Origin of the sequence: Pseudomonas sp. FeS53a, assembly GCF_000931385.1 — a bacterium.
Lineage (GTDB): Bacteria > Pseudomonadota > Gammaproteobacteria > Pseudomonadales > Pseudomonadaceae > Metapseudomonas > Metapseudomonas otitidis.
Window position 1 is genome coordinate 61,441 of record NZ_JYFT01000013.1, and the last position, 20,972, is coordinate 82,412.

At 67.4% G+C, this 20,972-nt stretch carries 22 protein-coding genes; 13 read left to right on the plus strand and 9 right to left on the minus strand.

Annotation, left to right across the window (positions count from 1 at the left end):
* The first annotated feature begins 41 nt into the window (after positions 1-41).
* The 6 genes from SZ55_RS04905 (at position 42) to SZ55_RS04930 (ending at position 3,852) form a co-directional block, all read left to right on the plus strand.
* On the plus strand, positions 42-956 hold the full coding sequence (locus SZ55_RS04905; RefSeq protein ID WP_044402249.1) for an SdiA-regulated domain-containing protein: 915 nt from the start codon (positions 42-44) through the stop codon (positions 954-956).
* Between the two features lie 105 nt (positions 957-1,061).
* Positions 1,062-1,409 (plus strand): NirD/YgiW/YdeI family stress tolerance protein, encoded by a 348-nt coding sequence (locus SZ55_RS04910; RefSeq protein WP_044402252.1) that lies wholly within the window; start codon positions 1,062-1,064, stop codon positions 1,407-1,409.
* 215 nt (positions 1,410-1,624) lie between these two features.
* Complete coding sequence (locus tag SZ55_RS04915) at positions 1,625-2,509, plus strand: hypothetical protein (RefSeq protein ID WP_044402254.1); 885 nt, start codon at positions 1,625-1,627, stop codon at positions 2,507-2,509.
* The gene (locus SZ55_RS04920) at positions 2,506-3,063 is read left to right on the plus strand and encodes a GTP-binding protein (protein ID WP_044402256.1); all 558 of its coding nucleotides are present in this window, start codon (positions 2,506-2,508) and stop codon (positions 3,061-3,063) included. Before SZ55_RS04915 ends, SZ55_RS04920 begins: the two co-directional genes overlap by 4 nt.
* Positions 3,064-3,077: 14 nt before the next feature.
* Positions 3,078-3,470: a roadblock/LC7 domain-containing protein gene (locus tag SZ55_RS04925; RefSeq protein WP_044402258.1), complete on the plus strand. Its 393-nt coding sequence runs from the start codon at positions 3,078-3,080 to the stop codon at positions 3,468-3,470.
* 22 nt (positions 3,471-3,492) lie between these two features.
* Complete coding sequence (locus tag SZ55_RS04930) at positions 3,493-3,852, plus strand: hypothetical protein (protein WP_044402260.1); 360 nt, start codon at positions 3,493-3,495, stop codon at positions 3,850-3,852.
* Between the two features lie 91 nt (positions 3,853-3,943).
* Here SZ55_RS04930 and SZ55_RS04935 read toward each other — a convergent pair whose 3' ends face one another.
* The 7 genes from SZ55_RS04935 to SZ55_RS04965 all read right to left on the minus strand — a co-directional run bounded on the left by SZ55_RS04935 (position 3,944) and on the right by SZ55_RS04965 (position 11,701).
* On the minus strand, positions 3,944-4,978 hold the full coding sequence (locus SZ55_RS04935; RefSeq protein ID WP_044402262.1) for a histone deacetylase family protein: 1,035 nt from the start codon (positions 4,976-4,978) through the stop codon (positions 3,944-3,946).
* Positions 4,979-4,996: 18 nt separating this feature from the next.
* The gene (locus SZ55_RS04940; RefSeq protein WP_152644439.1) at positions 4,997-6,376 is read right to left on the minus strand and encodes an APC family permease; all 1,380 of its coding nucleotides are present in this window, start codon (positions 6,374-6,376) and stop codon (positions 4,997-4,999) included.
* Between the two features lie 264 nt (positions 6,377-6,640).
* Positions 6,641-7,684, minus strand: a complete 1,044-nt coding sequence (locus tag SZ55_RS04945) for an ABC transporter substrate-binding protein (RefSeq protein WP_044402264.1) — start codon at positions 7,682-7,684, stop codon at positions 6,641-6,643.
* A gap of 16 nt (positions 7,685-7,700) precedes the next feature.
* Positions 7,701-8,489 (minus strand): ABC transporter permease, encoded by a 789-nt coding sequence (locus SZ55_RS04950; protein WP_044402266.1) that lies wholly within the window; start codon positions 8,487-8,489, stop codon positions 7,701-7,703.
* Positions 8,486-9,397: an ABC transporter permease gene (locus tag SZ55_RS04955; protein ID WP_044402268.1), complete on the minus strand. Its 912-nt coding sequence runs from the start codon at positions 9,395-9,397 to the stop codon at positions 8,486-8,488. The genes SZ55_RS04950 and SZ55_RS04955 overlap by 4 nt, the downstream gene beginning before the upstream one ends.
* Positions 9,394-10,446, minus strand: a complete 1,053-nt coding sequence (locus tag SZ55_RS04960) for an ABC transporter ATP-binding protein (protein ID WP_044402339.1) — start codon at positions 10,444-10,446, stop codon at positions 9,394-9,396. Before SZ55_RS04960 ends, SZ55_RS04955 begins: the two co-directional genes overlap by 4 nt.
* A gap of 244 nt (positions 10,447-10,690) precedes the next feature.
* Complete coding sequence (locus tag SZ55_RS04965; RefSeq protein WP_044402271.1) at positions 10,691-11,701, minus strand: AraC family transcriptional regulator; 1,011 nt, start codon at positions 11,699-11,701, stop codon at positions 10,691-10,693.
* Between the two features lie 132 nt (positions 11,702-11,833).
* On the opposite strand from SZ55_RS04965, the gene SZ55_RS04970 reads away from it, so the two are divergent.
* Complete coding sequence (locus SZ55_RS04970; protein ID WP_044402274.1) at positions 11,834-12,757, plus strand: SdiA-regulated domain-containing protein; 924 nt, start codon at positions 11,834-11,836, stop codon at positions 12,755-12,757.
* 32 nt (positions 12,758-12,789) lie between these two features.
* On the opposite strand, the gene rpiA is transcribed toward SZ55_RS04970, so the two are convergent.
* A complete protein-coding gene (rpiA, locus tag SZ55_RS04975) occupies positions 12,790-13,461 on the minus strand; it encodes a ribose-5-phosphate isomerase RpiA (RefSeq protein WP_044402277.1) in 672 nt (223 codons plus the stop codon).
* A 141-nt stretch (positions 13,462-13,602) separates the two neighbouring features.
* Here rpiA and ilvA point away from each other — a divergent pair, with 141 nt between their 5' ends.
* The 4 genes from ilvA to SZ55_RS04995 are packed head-to-tail and all read left to right on the plus strand — an operon-like array spanning position 13,603 to position 17,360.
* The gene (ilvA, locus tag SZ55_RS04980; RefSeq protein ID WP_044402280.1) at positions 13,603-15,117 is read left to right on the plus strand and encodes a threonine ammonia-lyase, biosynthetic; all 1,515 of its coding nucleotides are present in this window, start codon (positions 13,603-13,605) and stop codon (positions 15,115-15,117) included.
* A 53-nt stretch (positions 15,118-15,170) separates the two neighbouring features.
* Positions 15,171-15,611 (plus strand): DUF2269 family protein, encoded by a 441-nt coding sequence (locus tag SZ55_RS04985; protein ID WP_044402283.1) that lies wholly within the window; start codon positions 15,171-15,173, stop codon positions 15,609-15,611.
* A 1-nt stretch (position 15,612) separates the two neighbouring features.
* Positions 15,613-16,896, plus strand: a complete 1,284-nt coding sequence (locus SZ55_RS04990) for an SDR family oxidoreductase (RefSeq protein WP_044402286.1) — start codon at positions 15,613-15,615, stop codon at positions 16,894-16,896.
* Positions 16,893-17,360: a DUF2269 family protein gene (locus SZ55_RS04995; protein WP_044402289.1), complete on the plus strand. Its 468-nt coding sequence runs from the start codon at positions 16,893-16,895 to the stop codon at positions 17,358-17,360. Before SZ55_RS04990 ends, SZ55_RS04995 begins: the two co-directional genes overlap by 4 nt.
* A 27-nt stretch (positions 17,361-17,387) precedes the next feature.
* Here SZ55_RS04995 and SZ55_RS05000 read toward each other — a convergent pair whose 3' ends face one another.
* Entirely contained in the window at positions 17,388-18,041 is a 654-nt protein-coding gene (locus tag SZ55_RS05000; RefSeq protein WP_044402292.1) for an HAD family hydrolase, read from the minus strand.
* Positions 18,042-18,185: 144 nt separating this feature from the next.
* Between SZ55_RS05000 and SZ55_RS05005 the strand changes: the two genes are divergently transcribed.
* Positions 18,186-18,665, plus strand: coding sequence for an RNA pyrophosphohydrolase (locus SZ55_RS05005; protein ID WP_044402295.1), 480 nt, complete (start codon positions 18,186-18,188; stop codon positions 18,663-18,665).
* Positions 18,666-18,687: 22 nt separating this feature from the next.
* Complete coding sequence (gene ptsP / locus SZ55_RS05010) at positions 18,688-20,967, plus strand: phosphoenolpyruvate--protein phosphotransferase (protein WP_044402299.1); 2,280 nt, start codon at positions 18,688-18,690, stop codon at positions 20,965-20,967.
* The last annotated feature ends 5 nt before the right edge of the window (positions 20,968-20,972 follow it).

The following is a 20,972-nucleotide window of genomic DNA, read 5'->3' on the forward strand; positions in this document are numbered from 1 at the left end:
CATAGCATCAGACGGCCATTCGCCCGAAGCAGTCGTCGGCCATGAAGTTCCCCCGCACCCTCCGCTATTCCCTCCTGGGCGCCGCGCTGATCCTCGGTGGCGGCGCCCTGCGCTACCTGCACCTCGATGACCGTGCCCAGCTGTGGCTGAGCGAGCGCAACCTGAGCAAGGGCGAGCAGGCCGACAGCATCTGGCTACCGGGCTACCGGGCGGTCCTCCAGGGCAAGCCGCTGGCGGGCCTGGAGAATGATGAAGCCTCGGACCTGGCCTACAACCCAGTGACGCGCACCCTGTTCACCGTGACCGGCAAGACGCCGATGCTGGTGGAGATCTCCCGCGAGGGCGAGGTGCTGCGGCGCATCCCGCTCAATGGGTTCGCCAACCTCGAAGGCGTGGCGGTGCTGGAGAACGGCAATGTCGCCGTGACGGACGAACGCCGTCGCACCCTGTCGATCTTCACCCTCGATCCGCTAACCCGTGAGCTGGATGTCAACGACGCCGACGAGTTCGATCTGGGCTTTGCCGACTCCGGCAACAAGGGTTTCGAAGGCATCGCCTGGGACCCGGCCCAAAGGCGCCTGCTGCTGGGCAAGGAGCGCGAGCCCACCGCGATGTTCAGCCTCGCCTCTGATGGCAGCCGCCACCTGGCGGGTGAACTCCAGCCACTGCCCAGCTATGGCCTGGGCATGCGCAACCTGTCGGCCCTCAGTGTCGACCCGCGTACCGGTCATGTCCTGGCGCTGTCCGCGCAATCCAACCTGCTGCTGGAACTGGACGAGGCCGGTGAGCCGGTGAGCTTCATCAGCCTGCTGGGCGGCTTCAATGGCCTGGAAAGCCGCATCCCCCGTGCCGAAGGCGTGGCCATGGATGAAGCCGGTGACATCTATATGGTCAGCGAGCCCAACCTGTTCTATGTCTTCCGCCGCAGCGCACCCCAGGTGACGGAGCGCGGTTGAGTCGCCCTGCCCGCTTAAGGTTCGCTTAAGGGGCTTTTAAGCCTCGTTTCAGCGCCCGGCCCTAGCCTGATCCCGTCAACCACACACCGATACGGGATCACAACCATGAACGCCAAATACCTTGCCCTGCTGATCGCCCCGCTGTTCTCCACCGCCGCTCTGGCGTCCAGCTATACCGGCCCCGGCGCCAACCAGGCGATCACCACCGTCGCCGCCGCCATGCAGGCCAACGACGATGCGACCGTTGTCCTTCAGGGGCAGATCGTCAAGCGCATCAAGGGCGATATCTACGAGTTCAAGGACACCACCGGCACCATCAAGGTGGAGATCGACGACGAGGATTGGCCGACCCAGTCCATCGACGACAAGGCCACCGTGAAGCTCACCGGTGAGGTGGATCGCGACCTGATGGGCCGCGAGATCGACGTGGAGTTCGTCGAGCGGGTGAACTGATCGCTCACGCGGAGCCGTCTCCCCTCCCCAGGGCGCACCAGCGTGCGCCCTGCGCTCCATCCGCGGCAGCACTGTCATTGATCTGGGGAATGGCGTGTTCCGCCGGGAACATTCCTCAAGCCGAAGTGGGGTTCGCCTACAGCGGCCCCTTGAACCGAGTCACTACCATCGCCTCTCGCTCGAAGACTTAGTCATAGACCGACGAGGTGAGTCAGATGAATGTCCTGATGCTCGGCCTGGGGTTGCACGAGGATCGTTTCGTCCGTGAGCTGATTCATGAGGCGGGCACACGCTCCGGATTGGCCATCCACATTGTCGAGGACCTCTCCCTGCCTTCGCTTGAGCGCTGCGACCTGGTGGTGCTCTCCCCTGATTCCCCCTTCTCCCGCTATGCGACCGAACTGGGCCGCCGCAAGGGCCTGTCGTTGAAGGTCGTTCCTTTCATTGCCGATGGCGGCCCGCAGGACCCGCACCTCAGCTTCGCCAGTACGGTCGATGACCTTCTCCGTTTGGTCCGCCGTGCAGACCGGTCTTTCGACGGAACGCTGGTCGAGCAGCTCTGGGACATCGTCCGCCTGCAACTGGGCGGCTGTTACGTGCTCAGCGGCGCGCGCCACTCGCTCTACCTGGACTTCGATGCCGGGCGCTTCTGCGTGGAATCGGACACCGCGCCCAGTGCCTCGGAACTCCGTGCCCTGCTCCTGGAAGGCGGAACGCTGCTGGTTGCCCGGCACAAGCCCCATGCGGAGCAGATCAACTGGCGCTCGCTGGGCGGACTGCTCTGGCAGGCCGGCCTTGCGCATCCCCGCTTGCTCAAGGGGCTGGATGGCGATGGGGCATTCTCCCTGACCAGCTGGCCCCTTCAGCCGTTGCGATCAGGCGCCTTGCAACTCGCTTCCCTGCTGAGGCGCGGTTACCTGAGCGTGGACCAGATGGCCCGGCACGTGAGTCTTGCCCGTGCGGATATCCACGGGTTGCTGAACGCCTGCGCACTGAGTGGCAAGTTGCAGCAGAGGAGCGCGGATGCCGCCAGCCAGATCTCGGGTATCGGCAGGGGGTTCTTCCAGCGCCTGCGCAGCACCTTGGGGCTGAGCCTGTGACCGCGGCGACTTACAAGATCCTCTTCCTCGGCGCGAGCGGTGCCGGCAAGACGACGGCCATCGGCAGCATCAGCAACACACCACCGGTACGCACCGAGGTGGCGAACAACGATCCGTCCTTGTCCAAGGCGTTGACCACCGTGGGCCTGGACTATGGGGAAGTCACCGCCCCGGGCCAGGGCGATCAGCTGATGCTCTACGGCTGCCCGGGCCAGCAGCGCTACGAATTCATGTGGGAGATCCTCGCCCGGGGCTCCTTGGGCGTGGTGATTCTCTGTGACAACCAGTCCGCGAACCCCCTGGATGAACTGCGCCACTACCTGGATGTGCTGCAGCGCTACCTGGAGGGCGACGTGGCGGTCGTGATCGGGGTGGTCAAGATGGACCTCTCCCCGACCCCGGAGCTGGAGCGCTATGCGGAGGTCCTGGAGGCTCAAGGGCTCGCGTTCCCCGTGATGGGGGTGGATGTCCGTCAGCGTGACGAGGTGCTGCTCCTGCTCGAAGCAGTGGTCTGCCAGGTTGAGGCCCGTGCCCTGTTGGAAGGTGCCCATTGAAAGAGATGACGGATATGACCAGGCGCTTGCTGGAGCGCCTGATCAACCGGTTCCGCGAAGAAAACAGCGAGATACGAAGCCTGCTCCTGACCACCGAGGACGGCTTCGTGGTGACGGCCAGCCATCACGAGGGCGATGAGTATTCCCGCCGCCTGGCGGCCATGAGCAGCTCAGCCCAGGCCATCGGCCAGGCCATGCTGCGTGAACTCGGTGCGAGGGACTACAAGCGCACCGTTCTGGAGAGCAGCGACCGGGTCGTGGTCCTGCTGTCCGTGCCTTTGCCCACCTCCATGCTGGTGCTGATGTCGGTGTCCACGAAAGACACCGCGCTGGGCCAGCAGCTCTGGAAGCTGGAGCGGTTGGTGACGAGCCTGGCTCAACTGACTGCAGATGCCTTTGAATCGTGAACCCAAGGAGTAAGGAAGACCCATGAGCAATCATCAGCAACTACTGGAAAGTCTGATCAGTGAAACCACTGGCTCCCTTTGCGCGGCGCTGGTTGACAGCAACAGCGGCATGATCCTGGCGTCGGCGGGGAGCGGGCTGGACCTGGAGATCGCCGCAGCGGGCAACACGGAGGTGGTGCGCGCCAAGCTCAAGACCATGAAGCTGCTGGGCGTGAAGGACCAGATCGACGACATCCTCATCACGCTGGGCAAGCAGTATCACATCCTCTGCCCAATCTCCCGCTTCGAGGGCGTGTTCGTCTACTTCGTGCTGGACCGGTCCCAGGCCAACCTGGCGCTGGCGCGCCGAATGGTCCACGAAACCGGCGAGCGTCTTGACTGACATGCGATTGGCCCGCTCTTGAGCGGGCCGATCAGTTGGAGATGCATTCGCACAGCCCCCTGCCAGCACGTGCCGGCAGGGGGCTGCTGGTTCAGGGCCTGGCGCTTTCGAAACCCTGCAGCACGTTGACGGCGTTGATGCCGATCTCTTCCACCGCGTAACCCCCCTCCATCACGAACAGGGTCTGCAGGCCGAGCTGGCCGATGGCCTCGCCCATGCGCAGGTAGTCCGGGCTGTCCAGCTTGAACTGCGAGATCGGGTCTTCCTTGAAGGTATCCACCCCCAGCGACACCACCAGCGCGTCCGCGCCGTAGGCGGCGATGCGGCGGCAGGCATCGTTCAGCGCCTGACCCCACACCGACCAGTCGCTGCCCGAGGCCAGCGGGTAGTTGACGTTGAACCCCTCGCCCACGCCGGCCCCGCGCTCATCGGCAAAGCCGAGGAAGTACGGGTACTCGAAGCGCGGGTCGCCGTGGATCGAGGTGAAGAGCACGTCGGCGCGGTCGTAGAAGATGTCCTGGGTGCCGTTGCCGTGGTGGTAATCCACGTCGAGGATGGCCACCCGCTTGGCGCCGGCGTCCAGCAGGGCCTGGGCGGCGATGGCGGCGTTGTTCAGGTAGCAGTAGCCGCCCATGTAGTCGGCGGCGGCGTGGTGGCCCGGCGGGCGGCACAGGGAGAACACGCCCCGCGCGCCCTTGCGCAGTTCCGCCTGGCCGGTGAGGGCGACGTTGGCCGAGCTGGTGATGGCCTGCCAGGTGCCGGCGGTGATCGGCGCGCCGGCGTCGAAGGAGTAGTAGCCCAGGCGGCCGTCGATGTCGGTGGGTTCGGCCTGGCGCAGGCGGCGGGTCGGCCAGGCGATGGGTAGCATGTCGTGGTCGCGGCCCTTGGCCTGCCAGTCGCTCCAGGCCGTGCGCAGGAAGTTCACGAAACCCTCGCTGTGCACCCGCAGGATCGGCTCCAGGCCGAAATCGATGGGCGCCTGCACCGGGCCCAGTTTCACCGCACGGGCGCGGTCCAGCACCATGTCGGCGCGGCTGGGCTTCTCGAAGCAGGGAGTGAACTGGCCGCCGATGAGTTCGTGCTTGCCGTGGTGCAGGTGGTGGTCGTCGCTGTAGATGACGAGCATGTCGTGTCCTCCTTGGGGTCAGTGCTCGGAAAACTGCACCTGCGGCGCCGGACGGCGGAACCCGCGGGTGAAGACGGTGAGGTAGATGAAGCCGATGGCGAACCAGGCCAGGCCGAAGACCAGGGTCTGGTGGCTGAGGCTGGTCCACAGCCAGGCGATCAGGCCGAAGCCGATCAGCGGCACCAGCCCGTAGCGGAGCAGGTCGGCCGGGCCGTGGCGCTGGCCGTCCAGCAGGTGGGTGCGGATCACCGCCAGGTTCACCACCGAGAAGGCCACCAGGGCGCCGAAGCTGATCATCGAGGCCAGGGTGCCGAGGTCGATCACCACCGCCAGCAGGGAAATCAGCGACACCAGCAGGATCGCCAGGGTCGGTGTGTGGAAGCGCCGGGACAGGTGGGCGAACACCCGGCGCGGCAGGATGCCGTCGCGGCCCATGCTGTAGAGGATGCGCGACACCGAGGCCTGGGAGGCCAGCGCTGAGCCGGCCGCGCCCGCCACGTAGGCAGCGGTGAAGAAGGCCTGGAGGAAGCCGCCCCCGGCCTTGAGCATCACCTCGGCGGCCGCGGCGTCGGCGTCCTGGAAGTGGCTGCCGGGGAACACCAGCTGGCTGACCATGGCCAGCAGGATGAACAGCACCCCCGCGCCCAGGGTGGTGATCAGGATCGCCCGGGGGATGTCCCGGCGCGGCTCGCGGGCCTCCTCGGCGAGCGTGGACACCGCATCGAAACCGAGGAACGACAGGCAGAGGATCGCCGCGCCCGCCATCACCGGGGCGAAGCCCGCCTGAGAGCCGTCACCCTGCCAGGGCGCCATCCAGTCGATCGGCGCGCCCCCCAGCAGACGCCAGGCCATGGCCAGGAACACCACCACGAACACCAGCTGGGCGATCACGATCAGGTTGCTCATGCCCGATACCGAGCCGATGCCCAGCAGGTTGAGCACGGTGACCAGGCCGATGGCACCGACCACGAAGACCCAGGCCGGCACCTCGGGGAAGGCGATGTTGAGGAACAGGCCGATCACCAGGTAATTGATCATCGGCAGGAACAGGTAGTCGAGCAGCAGCGACCAGCCGGCGAGGAAGCCGATGCCGGGGCCGAAGCTGAGGCTGGCATAGGAGTAGGCCGAGCCGGCCACCGGGTAGCGGCGCACCATGAAGCCGTAGGACAGCGCGGTGAACAGCATCGCCGCCAGGGTCACCACGTAGGCCAGGGCGGTGCGCCCGCCGGTGGTCTCGGTGACCACGCCGTAGGTGGTGAAGACCGTCAGCGGCACCATGTAGACCAGGCCGAAGAAGACCAGGGCCGGCAGCCCGAGGATGCGCCGCAGGCGGGTGCCCTGGGCGCTGTGGACGAAGGCTCCGCTGGCGGAGGCGGTGTCGAGGGTGGACGTGTTCATGGCAGTACCTCGCTGGGCAGCCTGCAGGGCAGGCCGCCAGTCTGGGGAATCGGCGGTTCGGGTCGGGTCCGGGACGATCCGGCGCGTCAGTCGGCGGGCAGTCCGCCGGTCAGCAGGAGGGTGGTGCGGGTCAGGCAAGGCATGGCGGTTTCTCTCTTTCTTCGATGGCCAGCGGGTGCGCCGCATCGGGCAACACCCTCGGGTGCGGCATGCACCGGCCTGTGCATGCCGTGCGGCGACCCGTCGTTGCGGGCCGCTGCGGGATCACTTCTTCAGCTTGGTCCACACCTTGCTGCGCAGGGACAGGGCCTTGGGCGAGCAGAGCTTGAAGGTCTTCAGGCGGTCCAGCTTGTCTTGCGGGGTGTTGATGGCCGGGTCATCGAACAGCTCCTTCTCCATGAACTGCTCGGAGCCGGCGACGGCGTTGTTGTACTTGGCGAAGTTGGAGGCGGCGGCGATGTTCTCCGGCTGCATCATCCAGTTGATGAAGGCGTGGGCCTCCTCGACGTTGACCGCGTCCTTGGGGATCACCAGGTTGTCGATGAAGACGTGGATGCCTTCCTTCGGATAGACGTAGACCAGGCTGTCGCGCTGGGCATGGGCGCGGTGGTAGGCGCCGTTCCACTGCATGTGCATGGCGACTTCGCCGGCGGCCATGCGCTCGATCGTGCCGTCGCTGTTGTACATGGCCAGCAGCGGCTTCTGGCCCAGCAGCAGGTCCTGGATCTTCTTCGCGTCCTTCGGGTCCTCGGTGCACTGGTCGATGGACAGGTAGTGGGACGCGGCGATGTACAGGTCCTCGATGGAGTTCAGCGCCACCACCTTGCCCTTGAGTTCGGCCGGCGGTTCGAAGAAGGGCTTCCAGCTTTCCTCCAGCGTGCCGCCGGGCACCTGCTTGCTGTCGTAGCTGTAGCCGGTGGTGCCCCAGAGGTAGGGCACGCTGTAGTCGTGGGCGGGGTCGAAATCCAGGGTCTGGAAGTTGGGCTTGAGGTTCTTCAGGTTCGGCAGCTTGCTCTTGTCGAATTTCTGCAGCAGGCCGTCCTGCACCATGATCTGGATGAAGCTGTCGGAGGGCACCACCACGTCGTAGGCGCCACCGCCGGCCTTCAGCTTGGCCAGCAGGGTCTCGTTGCTGTCGTAGGCGTCCAGGGTGGCCTTGATGCCGGTGTCCTGCTCGAACTTCTTCAGCAGCTCCGGCGGGTAGTAGTCGGACCAGTTGGCGAAGTGCAGGGTGCCGGCCGCCTGGGCGGTACCGGCCAGGCCGAGGGTCAGCAGCAGGGACAGGGCGAACGGTGGGGTACGGCTCATGTCGGGCTCCTTGGGCTCAGCGCTTGCGCTGGCCGATGTAGTAGGACAACGCAACGAACGCAATGGAGATCACCAGGATCAGTGAGGAAATGGCATTGATCTTCGGGGAAATGCCCATCCGGATAGAGCTGAAGATGTACACCGGCAGGGTCGTCGAGCCGGCCCCGGCGACGAAGTAGGTGATGACGAAATCGTCCATCGAGATGATGAAGGCCAGCATCGCCCCGGAGAGGATGCCGGGCATCAGCAGGGGGAAGGTCACCTTCCAGAAGGCCTTCCACGGCGAGGCGTAGAGGTCGGCGGCCGCCTCCCCGAGGCGCGGGTCCAGGCCCTCCAGGCGGGCGCGGATCGGCAGGTAGGCGAAGGGGATGCAGAACACCACGTGGGCGATGAGGATGGTGAACAGCGACAGCTTCAGGCCGATGAAGGCGAAGAACATCAGCGTGGCCACGGCGGTGACGATTTCCGGTACCAGCAGCGGCAGGCCCAGCACCCCGCTCATCAGCCCCTGGCCGCGGAAGGTGCGGCCGCGCATGCCCAGGGCTGCCAGGGTCGCCAGGGTGGTGGCGATCAGGGTGGCCAGGCTGGCGACGATCAGCGAATTCTTCGCGGCGCGGACGATCTCCGGGTCATTGGCCACCACCGCGTACCACTTCAGGCTGAAGCTCTCCCAGATGGTCGCCGATTGGCCACCGTTGAAGCTCAGCACCACCAGCACCAGGATCGGCACGTAGAGGAAGGCGAAGAACAGCCAGGCGACGGGGCGCACACCGGTGAAGCGCCACAGCGGGTTGCGCATGTTCATGGGTGGCCTCCGGCGGCGCCCTTGAAGCGCAGGCTGTAGAGCAGCATGGCCGCCAGCACGAAGCCGAGCAGGGCGAACGACAGGGCGGCACCCAGGGGCCAGTTGTGCGAGGCGCCGAACTGCAGCTGGATGAGGTTGCCGATCATCAGCGACTTACCGCCCCCCAGCAGCTCGGGAATGATGTAGTTGCCGAGCGAGGGGATGAACACCAGGATCACCCCGGCCATGATGCCCGGCATGGCCAGCGGCACGATGACCCGGCGCAGGGCGTGGAAGCGGTTGGCACCCAGGTCGAAGGCCGCCTCCACCAGGCGCCAGTCGAGCTTCTCCAGGCTGGTGTAGATGGGGAGCACCATGAACGGCAGGAAGGTGTAGAGCAGGCCGATGATCACCGCCGTGTCCGTGTAGAGGACGCCCAGCACCCCGTCGGTCAGGCCCAGGCCATGCAGGCCGCTGTCCACCAGGCCGCCGTTGCGCAGCAGCAGGATCCAGGCATAGACCCGCACCAGCAGGTTGGTCCAGAACGGCACGGTGACCAGGAACAGCAGCAGGTTGCGCCGACGTTCGTCCTGCAGGGCCAGGTAGAGCGCCGTGGGGAAGCCGATCAGCAGGCAGCCGGCGGTGGTCATCACCGAGAGCCAGAAGGAACGCTGGAAGATCTGCAGGTAGTCGGTGTTGAAGGCGAGGCTGTCGTCCAGGTCGCGCTCGTAGAGGAAGTTGATGTACGCCTCCAGCGAGTACTCGCCCCACTTCACGCCGCCGTAGTCGCCCGGCTGCAGGAAGGACACCAGCAGCATGATGCCCAGCGGCAACAGCAGGAACAGCACCAGGCAGAGCATGGCCGGCGACACCAGCGCCAGGCGGCGCCTCAGGTGCCGCGCCTCGGCCAGCACGCGCGGGCTGCTCATCGCGGCAGCACCCGGATGGCGGTGGGCGGGACCTGCACGCGCACGCGGGTGCCGGAGGCCAGGGCATCGCCCGCGCCGTCGCGGTTCTGCCGGCGGACGCGGAAGCCGCTTTGGCCGGCGACCCGCAGCAGGTAGAGGGTGTCGGTGCCGACGTAGACCACGGTTTCCACCTCGCCTTCGAGGTTCCCCGCCGCATCCAGCTCCACCCGCTCCGGGCGGATGGCCAGGGTTACCGGGCCACGGCGTTCGCCTTGCGCAAGGCCCAGGCGCTGGCCGTCGCCTAGCAGCAGGCCGCTCTCGCTGGCTTCGGCGTCGAGAAAGTTGGTCTCACCGATGAAGTCGGCCACGGTACGGTTCACCGGGGCTTCGTAGATCTCGGTGGGCGAGCCCACCTGCAGCACCTGCCCCTTGCTCATCACCGCGATGCGGTCGGACATAGTCAGGGCTTCTTCCTGGTCGTGGGTGACGAAGATGAAGGTGATGCCGGTCTCGTGCTGCAGGCGCTTGAGCTCGATCTGCATCTCCTTGCGCAGCTTCATGTCCAGTGCAGAGAGGGACTCATCCAGAAGCAGCACCTTGGGCTGGCTGGCCAGGGCACGTGCCAGGGCGATGCGCTGCTGCTGGCCGCCGGAGAGCTGGTCGGCGCGGCGCTTGCCCACGTCCGGCAGCTTCACCAGCTGCAGCATGCGTTGCACGGTGGCGTCGATCTCCGCGCGGGGGCGGCCCTGCATCTCCAGGCCGAAGGCGATGTTCTGCGCCACCGTCATGTGGGGGAACAGCGCGTAGCTCTGGAACACGGTGTTGACCGGCCGGCGGAAGGGCGGCAGGTCCTGCATTTCCTCGCCGTAGAGGCGGATGGCACCGGAGGTGGGTTGCTCGAAGCCGGCGATCAGGCGCAACAGGGTGGTCTTGCCGCAGCCGGAGGGTCCCAGGAGGGTGAAGAACTCGTTGGGGCGGATTTCCAGGGAGACCTCGTCCAGGGCGCGCACGCCGTGCCCCGGGTCGCCGAACTCCATGCACACTCGGTCGATGCTGATCGCGCTGGACATGCTGATCACACGCTCTAAGGGATTGTTCTTATTGGGGTTTGCGGGCGCTGCTGGCCACCCCTGATGGCTTCGATTCTGTCAGCGGCGAGGGAGGGCCAGAACGATAGAAACGGTCAAAAGGGGATAATTCCGGACAACCTGTCGAGGCCTTCTGCACGTCCTACGCGGCGCGCAGGCGAGCGCCCGCCTCTGCGTAGGCAGGCGGTGACGAAATGGGTGGGCGGGCTTTTTCCGAGGGCGTCGGTCAGCGGCGATATTGGCTCGGCGGCTGGCCGCTCCAGCGCTGGAAGGCGTGGCGGAAGCTGGCGGTTTCGGCGTAGCCGAGCTGCTCGGCGATCAGGTAGATCGGCAGGTCCGTCTGCAGCAGCAGGTGGCGGGCCTTCTCGTAGCGCACCTGGTCGAGCAGGCGCTGGTAGCTGGTGTTCATGCGCTGCAGGTGGCGGCGCAGGGTGCGCTCGGAGCGGTGCAGGCGGCGGGCGATGCCGTCGAGGTTGATGTCCTCGGCGAGGTTGTCCTCCAGCTGCTCGCGGATCTGCTCCAGCACGTCGTGGCGCTGGGTGAGCTGGGCCGAGAGCCGTTGGCACTGCTGCAGCCCGTGGTGGCAACTGACCGGGTCGGCCAGGGGCAGCGGGCGGTCCAGCAGGGAGGCGTTGAAGCACAGGGCGGTGTGGGCGGCGCCGAAGTCCACCGGGCAGCCGAGCCGCTCGGTGTAGGCCGCCGCATGCAGCGGCGGGCGATAGGGCAGCGCCACCCGGCGCGGGCGGATGGCCTCGCCGAGCAGGTCGCGGATCACCGTGAGCAGCGAGGTCAGGCACAGCTCGCTGTTGAACACCATCAGCTCCGGCGCATAGCGGTAGCGGGTGGCGACCAGGCGCGCTTCGGCGCCGTCCTCTTCCAGGGTCAGCTTGAAATAGCTGCCGAGCAGCGCCGAGTGGGTCAGGGCCAGGTTCAGCGCGTCACGCAGGGTGCGGCTGGCGAGCATGGTGTAGCCGAGGATGCCGTAGGCGGAGACGTGCATCCGCAGGCCCAGGGACAGCCCCAGCGCCGGGTCGCGGGTGCAGGCCAGGGCATTGGCGAAGACGCGCAGTTCCTGGGCGTGGTTGATCAGCTTGTCGGGGGTGTCGAGATCGCGGCAGGCGACGCCGCTGCCTTCCAGCAGGCGCGTGCGCGGCACCTCGTCGGCCAATGCCTGGACCGCGAGTGCGACGGTGTGGAGGGTGGTCAGGACCCTTTCGGGTAGCAATGACGCCGCCATGGTTCGTCCCCTTTGGTAACGGTGGGGGCACGGTTCGTGCGCTGTGGTCGGGCATTAAGGTTGGTTTCAGGCTTCACGCTGGCGCACTGCGTTATCCTCGCCGCGCCTCCTGAATCCCCTGAGTCCGTCCCGATGCGCTCCTTCCTGCGTCCCCGTTGGCTGGTTTCCGGCCTGTTGTTCTGTGTGTTCGTGCTACTGGGCATCGCTGCCCAGGAGTTTCGCCTGTTCGAGCGAGGCTGGTTCAGCTTGCAAGAATGGCGCCACGCCTCGGAATGGCGGGAGCGCTCCATCTGGTTGCCTGACTATCAGGTGACGGTGGAGGCGCGCCCCATCGAGGGGCTGGATGCCGATGTGTCGGCGCTGACCTACGACCCGGAGCGCCACAGCCTGCTCACGGTGACCAACAAGCGTCCGCAGATCATCGAGCTCTCGCTGGACGGCCGCATCGTCCGGCGTATCGACCTGGACGGTTTCGGCGACCCGGAGGCCATCGAGTACGTCGCGCCCGGCACTTACGTCATCACCGACGAGCGCCAGCAGCGGCTGATCAAGGTGAAGCTGGACGAACACACCACCCGCGTCGATGCCGCCGAGTCCCAGCAGCTCTCCCTGGGCATCGGCCTGAACGGCAACAAGGGCTTCGAGGGCCTGGCCTACGACACGGCGGGCCAGCGCCTGTTCGTGGCCAAGGAGCGCGACCCGGTGCGCATCTACGAGATCCACGGCTTCCCCCACACCAACCCGGATAAGCCTTTCGCCGTACACGTGGTGGATGACCCCGAGCGCGACGCCGGGCTATTCGTTCGCGACCTGTCGAGCCTGCAATACGACGAGCACAGCGGCCATCTGCTGGCGCTGTCCGACGAGTCGCGGCTGGTGCTGGAGATCAACGCCGACGGCCGCCCCATCAGCACCCTTTCCCTGCTGCGCGGCATGCACGGGCTGAAGGCCAGCGTCCCCCAGGCGGAGGGCGTGGCGATGGATAACGAGGGGAACCTGTACCTGGTGAGCGAGCCGAACCTGTTCTACGTGTTCAGCCGGCCGGCCCGGGAGTAAGCGGCCCCGTTGAGCAGGGCCGCATTTTCACATCAGGCCTTGAGCGTCTTCACGCCTTCGGCGGTGCCGAGCAGCAGCAGGTCGGCCGGGCGGGCGGCGAAGAGGCCGTTGGTGACCACGCCGACGATGGCGTTGATCTGCGCTTCCAGGCCCTTCGGGTCGACGATGGAGAGGTTGTGCACGTCGAGGATGATGTTGCCGTTGTCGGTGACGACACCTTCGCGGTAGACCGGGTCGCCGCCCAGTTTCACCAGTTGGCGGGCCACGTGGCTGCGGGCCATGGGGATGACTTCCACCGGCAGCGGGAAGGCGCCGAGCACCGGCACCAGCTTGCTGGCGTCGGCGATGCAGATGAAGGTGCGTGCCACGGCGGCGACGATCTTCTCGCGGGTCAGTGCGGCACCGCCGCCCTTGATCAGGTTCAGGTGCTCGTCGCTCTCGTCGGCGCCGTCCACGTAGAACTCCAGGGCGTCCACGGTGTTCAGGTCGTAGACCGGGATGCCATGGCCCTTCAGGCGCTGCGCAGTGGCCTCGGAGCTGGCGACGGCGCCGTCGAAGGCCATCTTGTGGCGGGCCAGGGCGTCGATGAAGAAGTTGGCGGTGGAGCCGGTGCCGACGCCGATGACGCTTTTGCTGTCGATCAGCGGAAGGATGTGGTCGACGGCGGCCTGGGCGACGGCCTGCTTGAGCTGGTCCTGGTTCATGCGGGGGTCCACGTTGTGAGGGGTATCCGAGGGCGCGCAGTATAGCCGCTCGCCACGGCAAAACCCCGCATCCCGTGTGGTCGGTCGACGGACGCCTGCGGTAGACTCGCCGCTCCCGCCCCGCCCGCCAGTGAAGCCGTGATGCTCGAAGACTACGTCAAGAAGACCCTCACCTCGCGCGTTTATGACGTCGCGGTGGAAACCCCGCTGCAACGCGCGCCACGCCTGACCGAGCGCCTCGGCAACCAGGTGCTGCTCAAGCGCGAGGACCTGCAGCCGGTCTTCTCCTTCAAGATCCGCGGGGCCTACAACAAGCTGGCCCAGCTGTCCGCCGAGGAACTGGCCCGTGGCGTGGTCACCGCCTCGGCCGGCAATCACGCCCAGGGCCTGGCCCTGGCGGCCCGCGAGCTGGGCATCGAAGCCACCATCGTCATGCCGCGCACCACCCCCGAGCTGAAGGTCCAGGGCGTGCGCGCCCGGGGCGGCAAGGTGGTGCTGCACGGTGACGCCTTCCCCGAGGCGCTGGCCTACTCGCTGAAGCTGGTGGAGGAGAAGGGCTTCGTCTACATCCACCCCTACGACGACCCCCATGTGATCGCCGGGCAGGGCACCGTGGCGATGGAGATCCTCCGCCAGCACCCGGGGCGCCTGGACGCCATCTTCGTGCCGGTGGGCGGCGGCGGCCTGATTGCCGGCATCGCCGCTTACGTGAAGTACCTGCGCCCCGAGGTGAAGGTGATCGGCGTCGAGCCGGATGACTCCAACTGCCTGCAGGCCGCCATGGCCGCCGGCGAGCGAGTGGTGCTGGGCCAGGTCGGGCTGTTCGCCGATGGCGTGGCGGTGGCGCAGATCGGCCAGCACACCTTCGACATCTGCCGCCATCACGTCGATGAAGTGGTGACCGTCAGCACCGACGAGATCTGCGCGGCGATCAAGGACATCTACGACGACACCCGCTCCATCACCGAGCCCGCTGGTGCCCTGGCCGTGGCAGGCATCAAGCGCTACGTCGAGCGCGAGGGCATCGAGGGCCAGACCCTGGTGGCCATCGACTCCGGCGCCAACATCAACTTCGACCGCCTGCGCCACGTGGCCGAGCGCGCGGAGCTGGGCGAGAAGCGCGAGGCGATCATCGCGGTGACCATTCCCGAGCGCCCGGGCAGCTTCAAGGCGTTCTGCGAGGCCATCGGCAAGCGCCAGATCACCGAGTTCAACTACCGCTACAACACCGACAACGAGGCGCACATCTTCGTCGGCGTGCAGACCCACCCGCTCAACGACCCCCGCGAGGCGCTGGTCAACGGCCTGCGCGAGCAGGGCTTCCCGGTTCTGGACCTGACCGACAACGAGCTGGCCAAGCTGCACATCCGCCACATGGTGGGCGGCCGTGCGCCCCGGGTGGAGGACGAGTCGATCTTCCGCTTCGAATTCCCCGAGCGCCCTGGTGCGCTGTTCAACTTCCTCGACAAGCTGGGCGGGCGCTGGAACATCACCCTGTTCCACTACCGCAACCACGGCGCCGCCGACGGCCGCGTGGTGGCGGGGCTGCAGGTGCCGGCGGAGGAGCGCCATCTGGTGCCCGAGGCCCTCGCCGCCATCGGCTACCCCTACTGGGACGAAACGGAAAACCCGGCCTACCGGCTGTTCCTCAGCTGAAGGCGCAGACCGGGCGACTACACTGAGCCCGTCGCCCGATTGGAGGAAGGATGATGGACGCTGACCTGCTGCTGGGCCTCAACGGCCTGGCGATCGCCCTGCTGATGGCGGTGGCCCTCCTGCTGTTCTGGTTCGTCCTGCGAGCCTGGCACGGCGCCCTGCCAGGTTGGGCACCGAGCCCGCGCCAGGCCGCGCTGTTCGGCGTGCCGGCCTTGCTGCTGCTGGGCCTCGCTGCGCCCGTGTCCGGCTGGCTGGTGCTGGACCAGCGCGGCATTCCCCTGGGCCTGACCTGGGTACTGGGCAGCAGCCTGCTCTACCTGCTGGCCGGCATCGCCTGGCTGCTGGCCAGTCGCCGCCTGCTGGTGCTGCATGCCGGCCCGGCCGAACTGGCCGCCCCGCGCGGGCGCTTCCTCGGCTTCAGCCTCGGCTATGCCGCCCTGGGCCTGATCCTGCTGCTGGTGATCCTCGGTCTCATCCTCGTGCGGCCGGTCTGACTTGTCGTTCACTCGCATCCTGCTGGTCGGTGCCAGCGGTTTCATCGGCCAGCGCCTGCTGGCTGCTCTCCGTGGCGCGGGTCACAGCCTGGTGGCCACGTCGCGCACCGGCAGCGGAACTCCCTGCCCTGGGCTGGAGTGGCGCGCCCTCGACCTCGAGCGCTTGGCGGACGACCCCGACGGCTTCCCCTGGCCGGCGGGCGTGGACCTGGTGATCAACGCCGCCGGCGCGCTGTTGCCCGATTCCGCACGACTGGAAAGGCTGCAGGCGGATGGGCCCAAGGCTCTCTTCGACCTCGCGGCCCGCCATGGCGCGGCGGTGCTGCAGCTTTCCGCGCTGGGGGCGGGTGATCACCCGGATGTGCCCTTCCTGGCCAGCAAGGCGCGGGCGGATGCGCACCTGCTCGGCCTCGGCATACCCGCCGTGGTGCTGCGCCCGTCCCTGGTGCTGGGTGAAGGCGGCGCCAGCAGCGGCTGGCTGGAAGCCCTGGCCTGCCTGCCCGTCGCGCCCCTGCCGGATGTCGGCGCGCGTAGCCGCCCGGTGCATGTGGACGACCTGGCCGGTGCGGTGCTGGCACTGATTCGTCGCTGGCCGGCACAGCCCTGCGCGGTGCCGCTGGTGGGCCCCGACATCCTTACCCAGGGTGGCCTGCTGGACCTGCTCCGCCGTATGCGCGGGCGTGGCCCCGGTCGCTGGCTGCGCCTGCCCGGTGCGCTCGCGGCGCTGGGCGCGCGAGCGGCCCGTGGGTTCGGCTGGCGGGCCCTCGACCCTCAACTGATGACCCTGGCACGGCGCGACAACCTCGCCGAGCCGGATGCCCTGGCGGCGCTCTGCGGCTATCGCGCGGTGCCCCTGGCCCTGCGCCTGACGGGTGGCTGGCCGCAGCCGGAGCGGGTCATCACCCGCCTGATGCGCCCCGCCATGCTGGCCGTGCTGGCACTGATCTGGCTGGGGACGGCCTTCGTCTGCCTGGGACCGGGGTACGACTGGGGGCTGCGCATCATGGCCGACATGGGCGTGAGCGGCTGGCCGGCGAGCCTGGCGGTGGTCAGCGGTTCGCTGCTGGATGCCGCGCTGGGGCTCGGGCTGCTGGTCCGCCGCTGGCGCGTGCGCGCCTTGCAGGCCCAGTTGGGCCTGATGCTGGTCTACACCCTGCTGATCACCTTGCTGCTGCCCCACTACTGGGCCGACCCCTACGCAGCGGTCGGCAAGAACCTGGTGCTCATGGTCGCCACCCTCTGGGTGCTGTGGCTGGAGCCCCCATCACGGACGCCTTCCCGATGAGCCTGTACCTGCTGCTGAAGACCCTGCACATCCTCTCCTCCACCCTGCTGTTCGGCACCGGGCTGGGGTCGGCCTACTACGCCTTGCGGGCCTGGCGCAGCCAACGGCTGGAGGTGATCGCGGTGACCTTCCGCCATCTGGTCACCGCCGACTGGCTGTTCATCGCCACCACGGCGGTGTTCCAGCCCCTCAGCGGGCTGGCGCTGGCGAAGGTGGCGGGCTGGCCGCTGAACCAGTTCTGGATTCTGTGGAGCGTGGGGCTCTACGTGTTCGCCGGGCTGTGCTGGCTGCCGGTGGTGTGGCTGCAGATCCGCGTGCGCGACATGGCCGCCCAGGCGCTGGCCGGCGGCCAGGCCCTGCCGGAGCGGGCCTTCCTCTATATGCGCATCTGGTTCGTGCTGGGCTGGCCGGCGTTCATCGCCTTCGTGGCGATCTTCTTCCTGATGGTGGCCAAGCCGCTCTGACGGGCCGCCGTGCGCGGCCCGCGTGGGTCAGCGCAGCGAGATCACCGCCCAGCCACGGGCCTGGGCCTCGGCACGCAGGCGGTCGTCCGGGTCGACGGCCACCGGGCGGCTGACCCGCTCCAGCAGGGGCATGTCGTTCACCGAGTCGCTGTAGAAGCTGGCGTCGTCCAGGCTCAGGCCGCTCTCCGCCAGCCAGCGCTCCAGGCGCACCACCTTGCCTTCGCGGAAGCACGGCACGTCGGTGCTGCGGCCGGTGTAGCGGCCGTTCACCACCTCGCACTCGGTGGCCAGCAGGTCGTCCACGCCCAGGCGCTCGGCGATCGGGCCGGTGATGAAGCGGTTGGTGGCGGTGATGATCACCAGGCGGTCGCCGGCGGCGCGGTGCTCGGCCAGGAGCGCCTCGCCCTTGGCCAGCAGGATCGGCTCAATGCGGTCGCGCATGAACTCGCGGTGCCAGGTGGCCAACTGCTCCAGGTCGTGGCGGCCGAGGATCTCCTGGCAGAAGTCCTGGTAGGCCTGTACGTCGAGGGTGCCGGCCAGGTAGTCCTGATAGAAGGCGTCGTTGCGCGCCCGGTAGGTGGAGGCGTCCACCAGGCCGCGTTCGCAGAGGTACTCGCCCCAGGCGTGGTCGCTGTCGCCGCCGAGGAGGGTGTTGTCGAGGTCGAAAAGGGCCAGGCGCACGTCTATCACCTTGCTGGAAGCTGCCGAAGGCCGCGCAGGATACCCCCTTTTCCGGGGGCTGCCCATTGCGTGAAAAGCCCGCATTGCCGCGTTTACAGGCTTTGTGGAACAATGCCGCGACATGCGCAAGCGAGGTTGTCCGCTGTGATCGATCCCGATGGTTTCCGCCCTAATGTCGGCATCATTCTCGCCAATGATGTCGGGCAGGTGCTGTGGGCGCGACGCATCAATCAGGACGCCTGGCAGTTCCCCCAGGGGGGCATCAACCCGCGCGAAACGCCCGAAGAAGCGCTGTTCCGCGAATTGAACGAAGAAGTCGGCCTCGAAGAGCAGGATGTGAAGATCCTGGCATGCACCCGTGGCTGGCTGCGCTATCGTCTGCCGCAGCGCCTGGTGCGCACGCACAGCCAGCCGCTGTGCATCGGCCAGAAGCAGAAGTGGTTCCTGTTGCGCCTGAAGTCCGATGAGACCCGGGTGCGCATGGACCTGACCGGCAAGCCCGAGTTCGATGGGTGGCGCTGGGTCAGCTACTGGTACCCGCTTGGACAGGTCGTGACCTTCAAGCGAGAAGTCTATCGTCGCGCCCTCAAGGAACTCGCCCCGCGCCTGCTGGCGCAAGACTGACCCGGAGAAAGGCTACACGGCCATGCTCAATACCCTGCGCAAGATCGTCCAGGAAGTGAACGCCGCCAAGGATCTCAAGGCGGCGCTGGCGATCATCGTGCAGCGGGTGAAGGAGGCCATGGGCAGCCAGGTCTGCTCGGTGTACCTGCTCGACCCCGAGGCCAACCGCTTCGTGCTGATGGCCACCGAGGGCCTCAACAAGCGCTCCATCGGCAAGGTCAGCATGGCCCCCAACGAAGGCCTGGTGGGCCTGGTGGGCACCCGCGAAGAGCCGCTGAACCTCGAGAACGCCGCCGACCACCCCCGCTACCGCTACTTCGCCGAGACCGGCGAGGAGCGCTACGCCTCCTTCCTCGGCGCGCCGATCATCCACCACCGTCGGGTGATGGGCGTGCTGGTGGTGCAGCAGAAGGAGCGTCGCCAGTTCGACGAGGGCGAAGAAGCCTTCCTCGTCACCATGAGCGCCCAGCTCGCGGGCGTCATCGCCCATGCCGAGGCCACCGGCTCCATCCGTGGCCTGGGCCGCCAGGGCAAGGGTATCCAGGAGGCCAAGTTCGTCGGTGTGCCCGGTGCGCCGGGTGCCGCCGTGGGCACCGCCGTGGTGGTGCTGCCGCCGGCCGACCTGGAAGTGGTGCCCGACCGCCCGGTGGATGACATCGAGGCCGAGGTCGCCCGCTTCAAGCAGGCCCTGGAGTCCGTGCGCGAGGACATGCGCCGCCTCTCCAGCAAGCTGGCCAGCCAGCTGCGCCCGGAAGAGCGTGCCCTGTTCGACGTCTACCTGATGATGCTCGACGACGACTCCATCGGCCTGGAAGTGAAGAAGGTCATCCGCTCCGGCCAGTGGGCCCAGGGTGCCCTGCGCCAGGTGGTGATGGAGCACGTCAAGCGCTTCGAGCTGATGGACGACGCCTACCTGCGCGAGCGCGCCTCCGACGTCAAGGACCTCGGCCGCCGCCTGCTCGCCTACCTGCAGGAAGAGCGCAAGCAGAACCTGGTCTACCAGGACAACACCATCCTGGTCAGCGAGGAGCTGTCCCCGGCCATGCTCGGCGAAGTGCCGGAAGGCAAGCTGGTGGGCCTGATCTCCGTGCTCGGTTCCGGCAACTCCCACGTCGCCATCCTGGCCCGGGCCATGGGGATTCCCACGGTCATGGGCGTGGTCGACCTGCCCTATTCCAAGGTCGACGGCATCGAGCTGATCGTCGACGGCTACCACGGCGAAGTCTTCACCAACCCCTCCGAGGAACTGCGCAAGCAGTACGGCGAAGTGGTCGAGGAGGAGCGCCAGCTGGTCAAGGGCCTCGACGCCCTGCGCAGCCTGCCGTGCGAGACCCTCGACGGCCACCGCATGCCGCTGTGGGTCAACACCGGCCTGCTGGCCGACGTGACCCGCGCCCAGGAGCGCGGTGCCGAAGGCGTCGGCCTGTACCGCACCGAAGTGCCGTTCATGATCAACGAGCGCTTCCCCAGCGAGAAGGAGCAGCTCGCCATCTACCGCGAGCAGCTCGCCGCCTTCCACCCGCTGCCGGTGACCATGCGCACCCTGGACATCGGTGGCGACAAGGCGCTGTCCTATTTCCCCATCAAGGAAAGCAACCCCTTCCTTGGCTGGCGCGGCATCCGCGTCACCCTCGACCACCCGGAGATCTTCCTGGTGCAGGTGCGCGCCATGCTCAAGGCCAGCGAAGGCCTGAACAACCTGCGCATCCTGCTGCCGATGATTTCCGGCGTGCAGGAGCTGGAAGAGTCCCTGCACCTGATCCACCGCGCCTGGGGCGAGGTGCGCGACGAGGGCGTGGACATCCCCATGCCGCCGGTCGGCGTAATGATCGAGATCCCCGCCGCCGTGTACCAGACCCGCGAGCTGGCGCGCCAGGTGGACTTCCTCTCGGTCGGCTCCAACGACCTCACCCAGTACCTGCTGGCGGTGGACCGCAACAACCCGCGCGTGGCCGACCTCTACGACTACCTGCACCCCGCCGTGCTCCAGGCGCTGCTCAAGGTGGTCAACGACGCCCATGCCGAAGGCAAGCCCGTCAGCATCTGCGGCGAGATGGCCGGTGACCCGGCGGCCGCCGTGCTGCTGTTGGCCATGGGCTTCGACAGCCTGTCGATGAACGCCACCAACCTGCCCAAGGTGAAATGGCTGCTTCGTCAGCTCAGCCTGAGCAAGGCCCGCGAGCTCCTTGACCAGTTGATGGGCATCGACAACCCTCAAGTCATCCACAGCGCGCTGCACCTCGCCCTGCGCAACCTGGGCCTGGGCCGCGTGATCAACCCGGCCGCGACCATCCAGGCCTGAGCCGC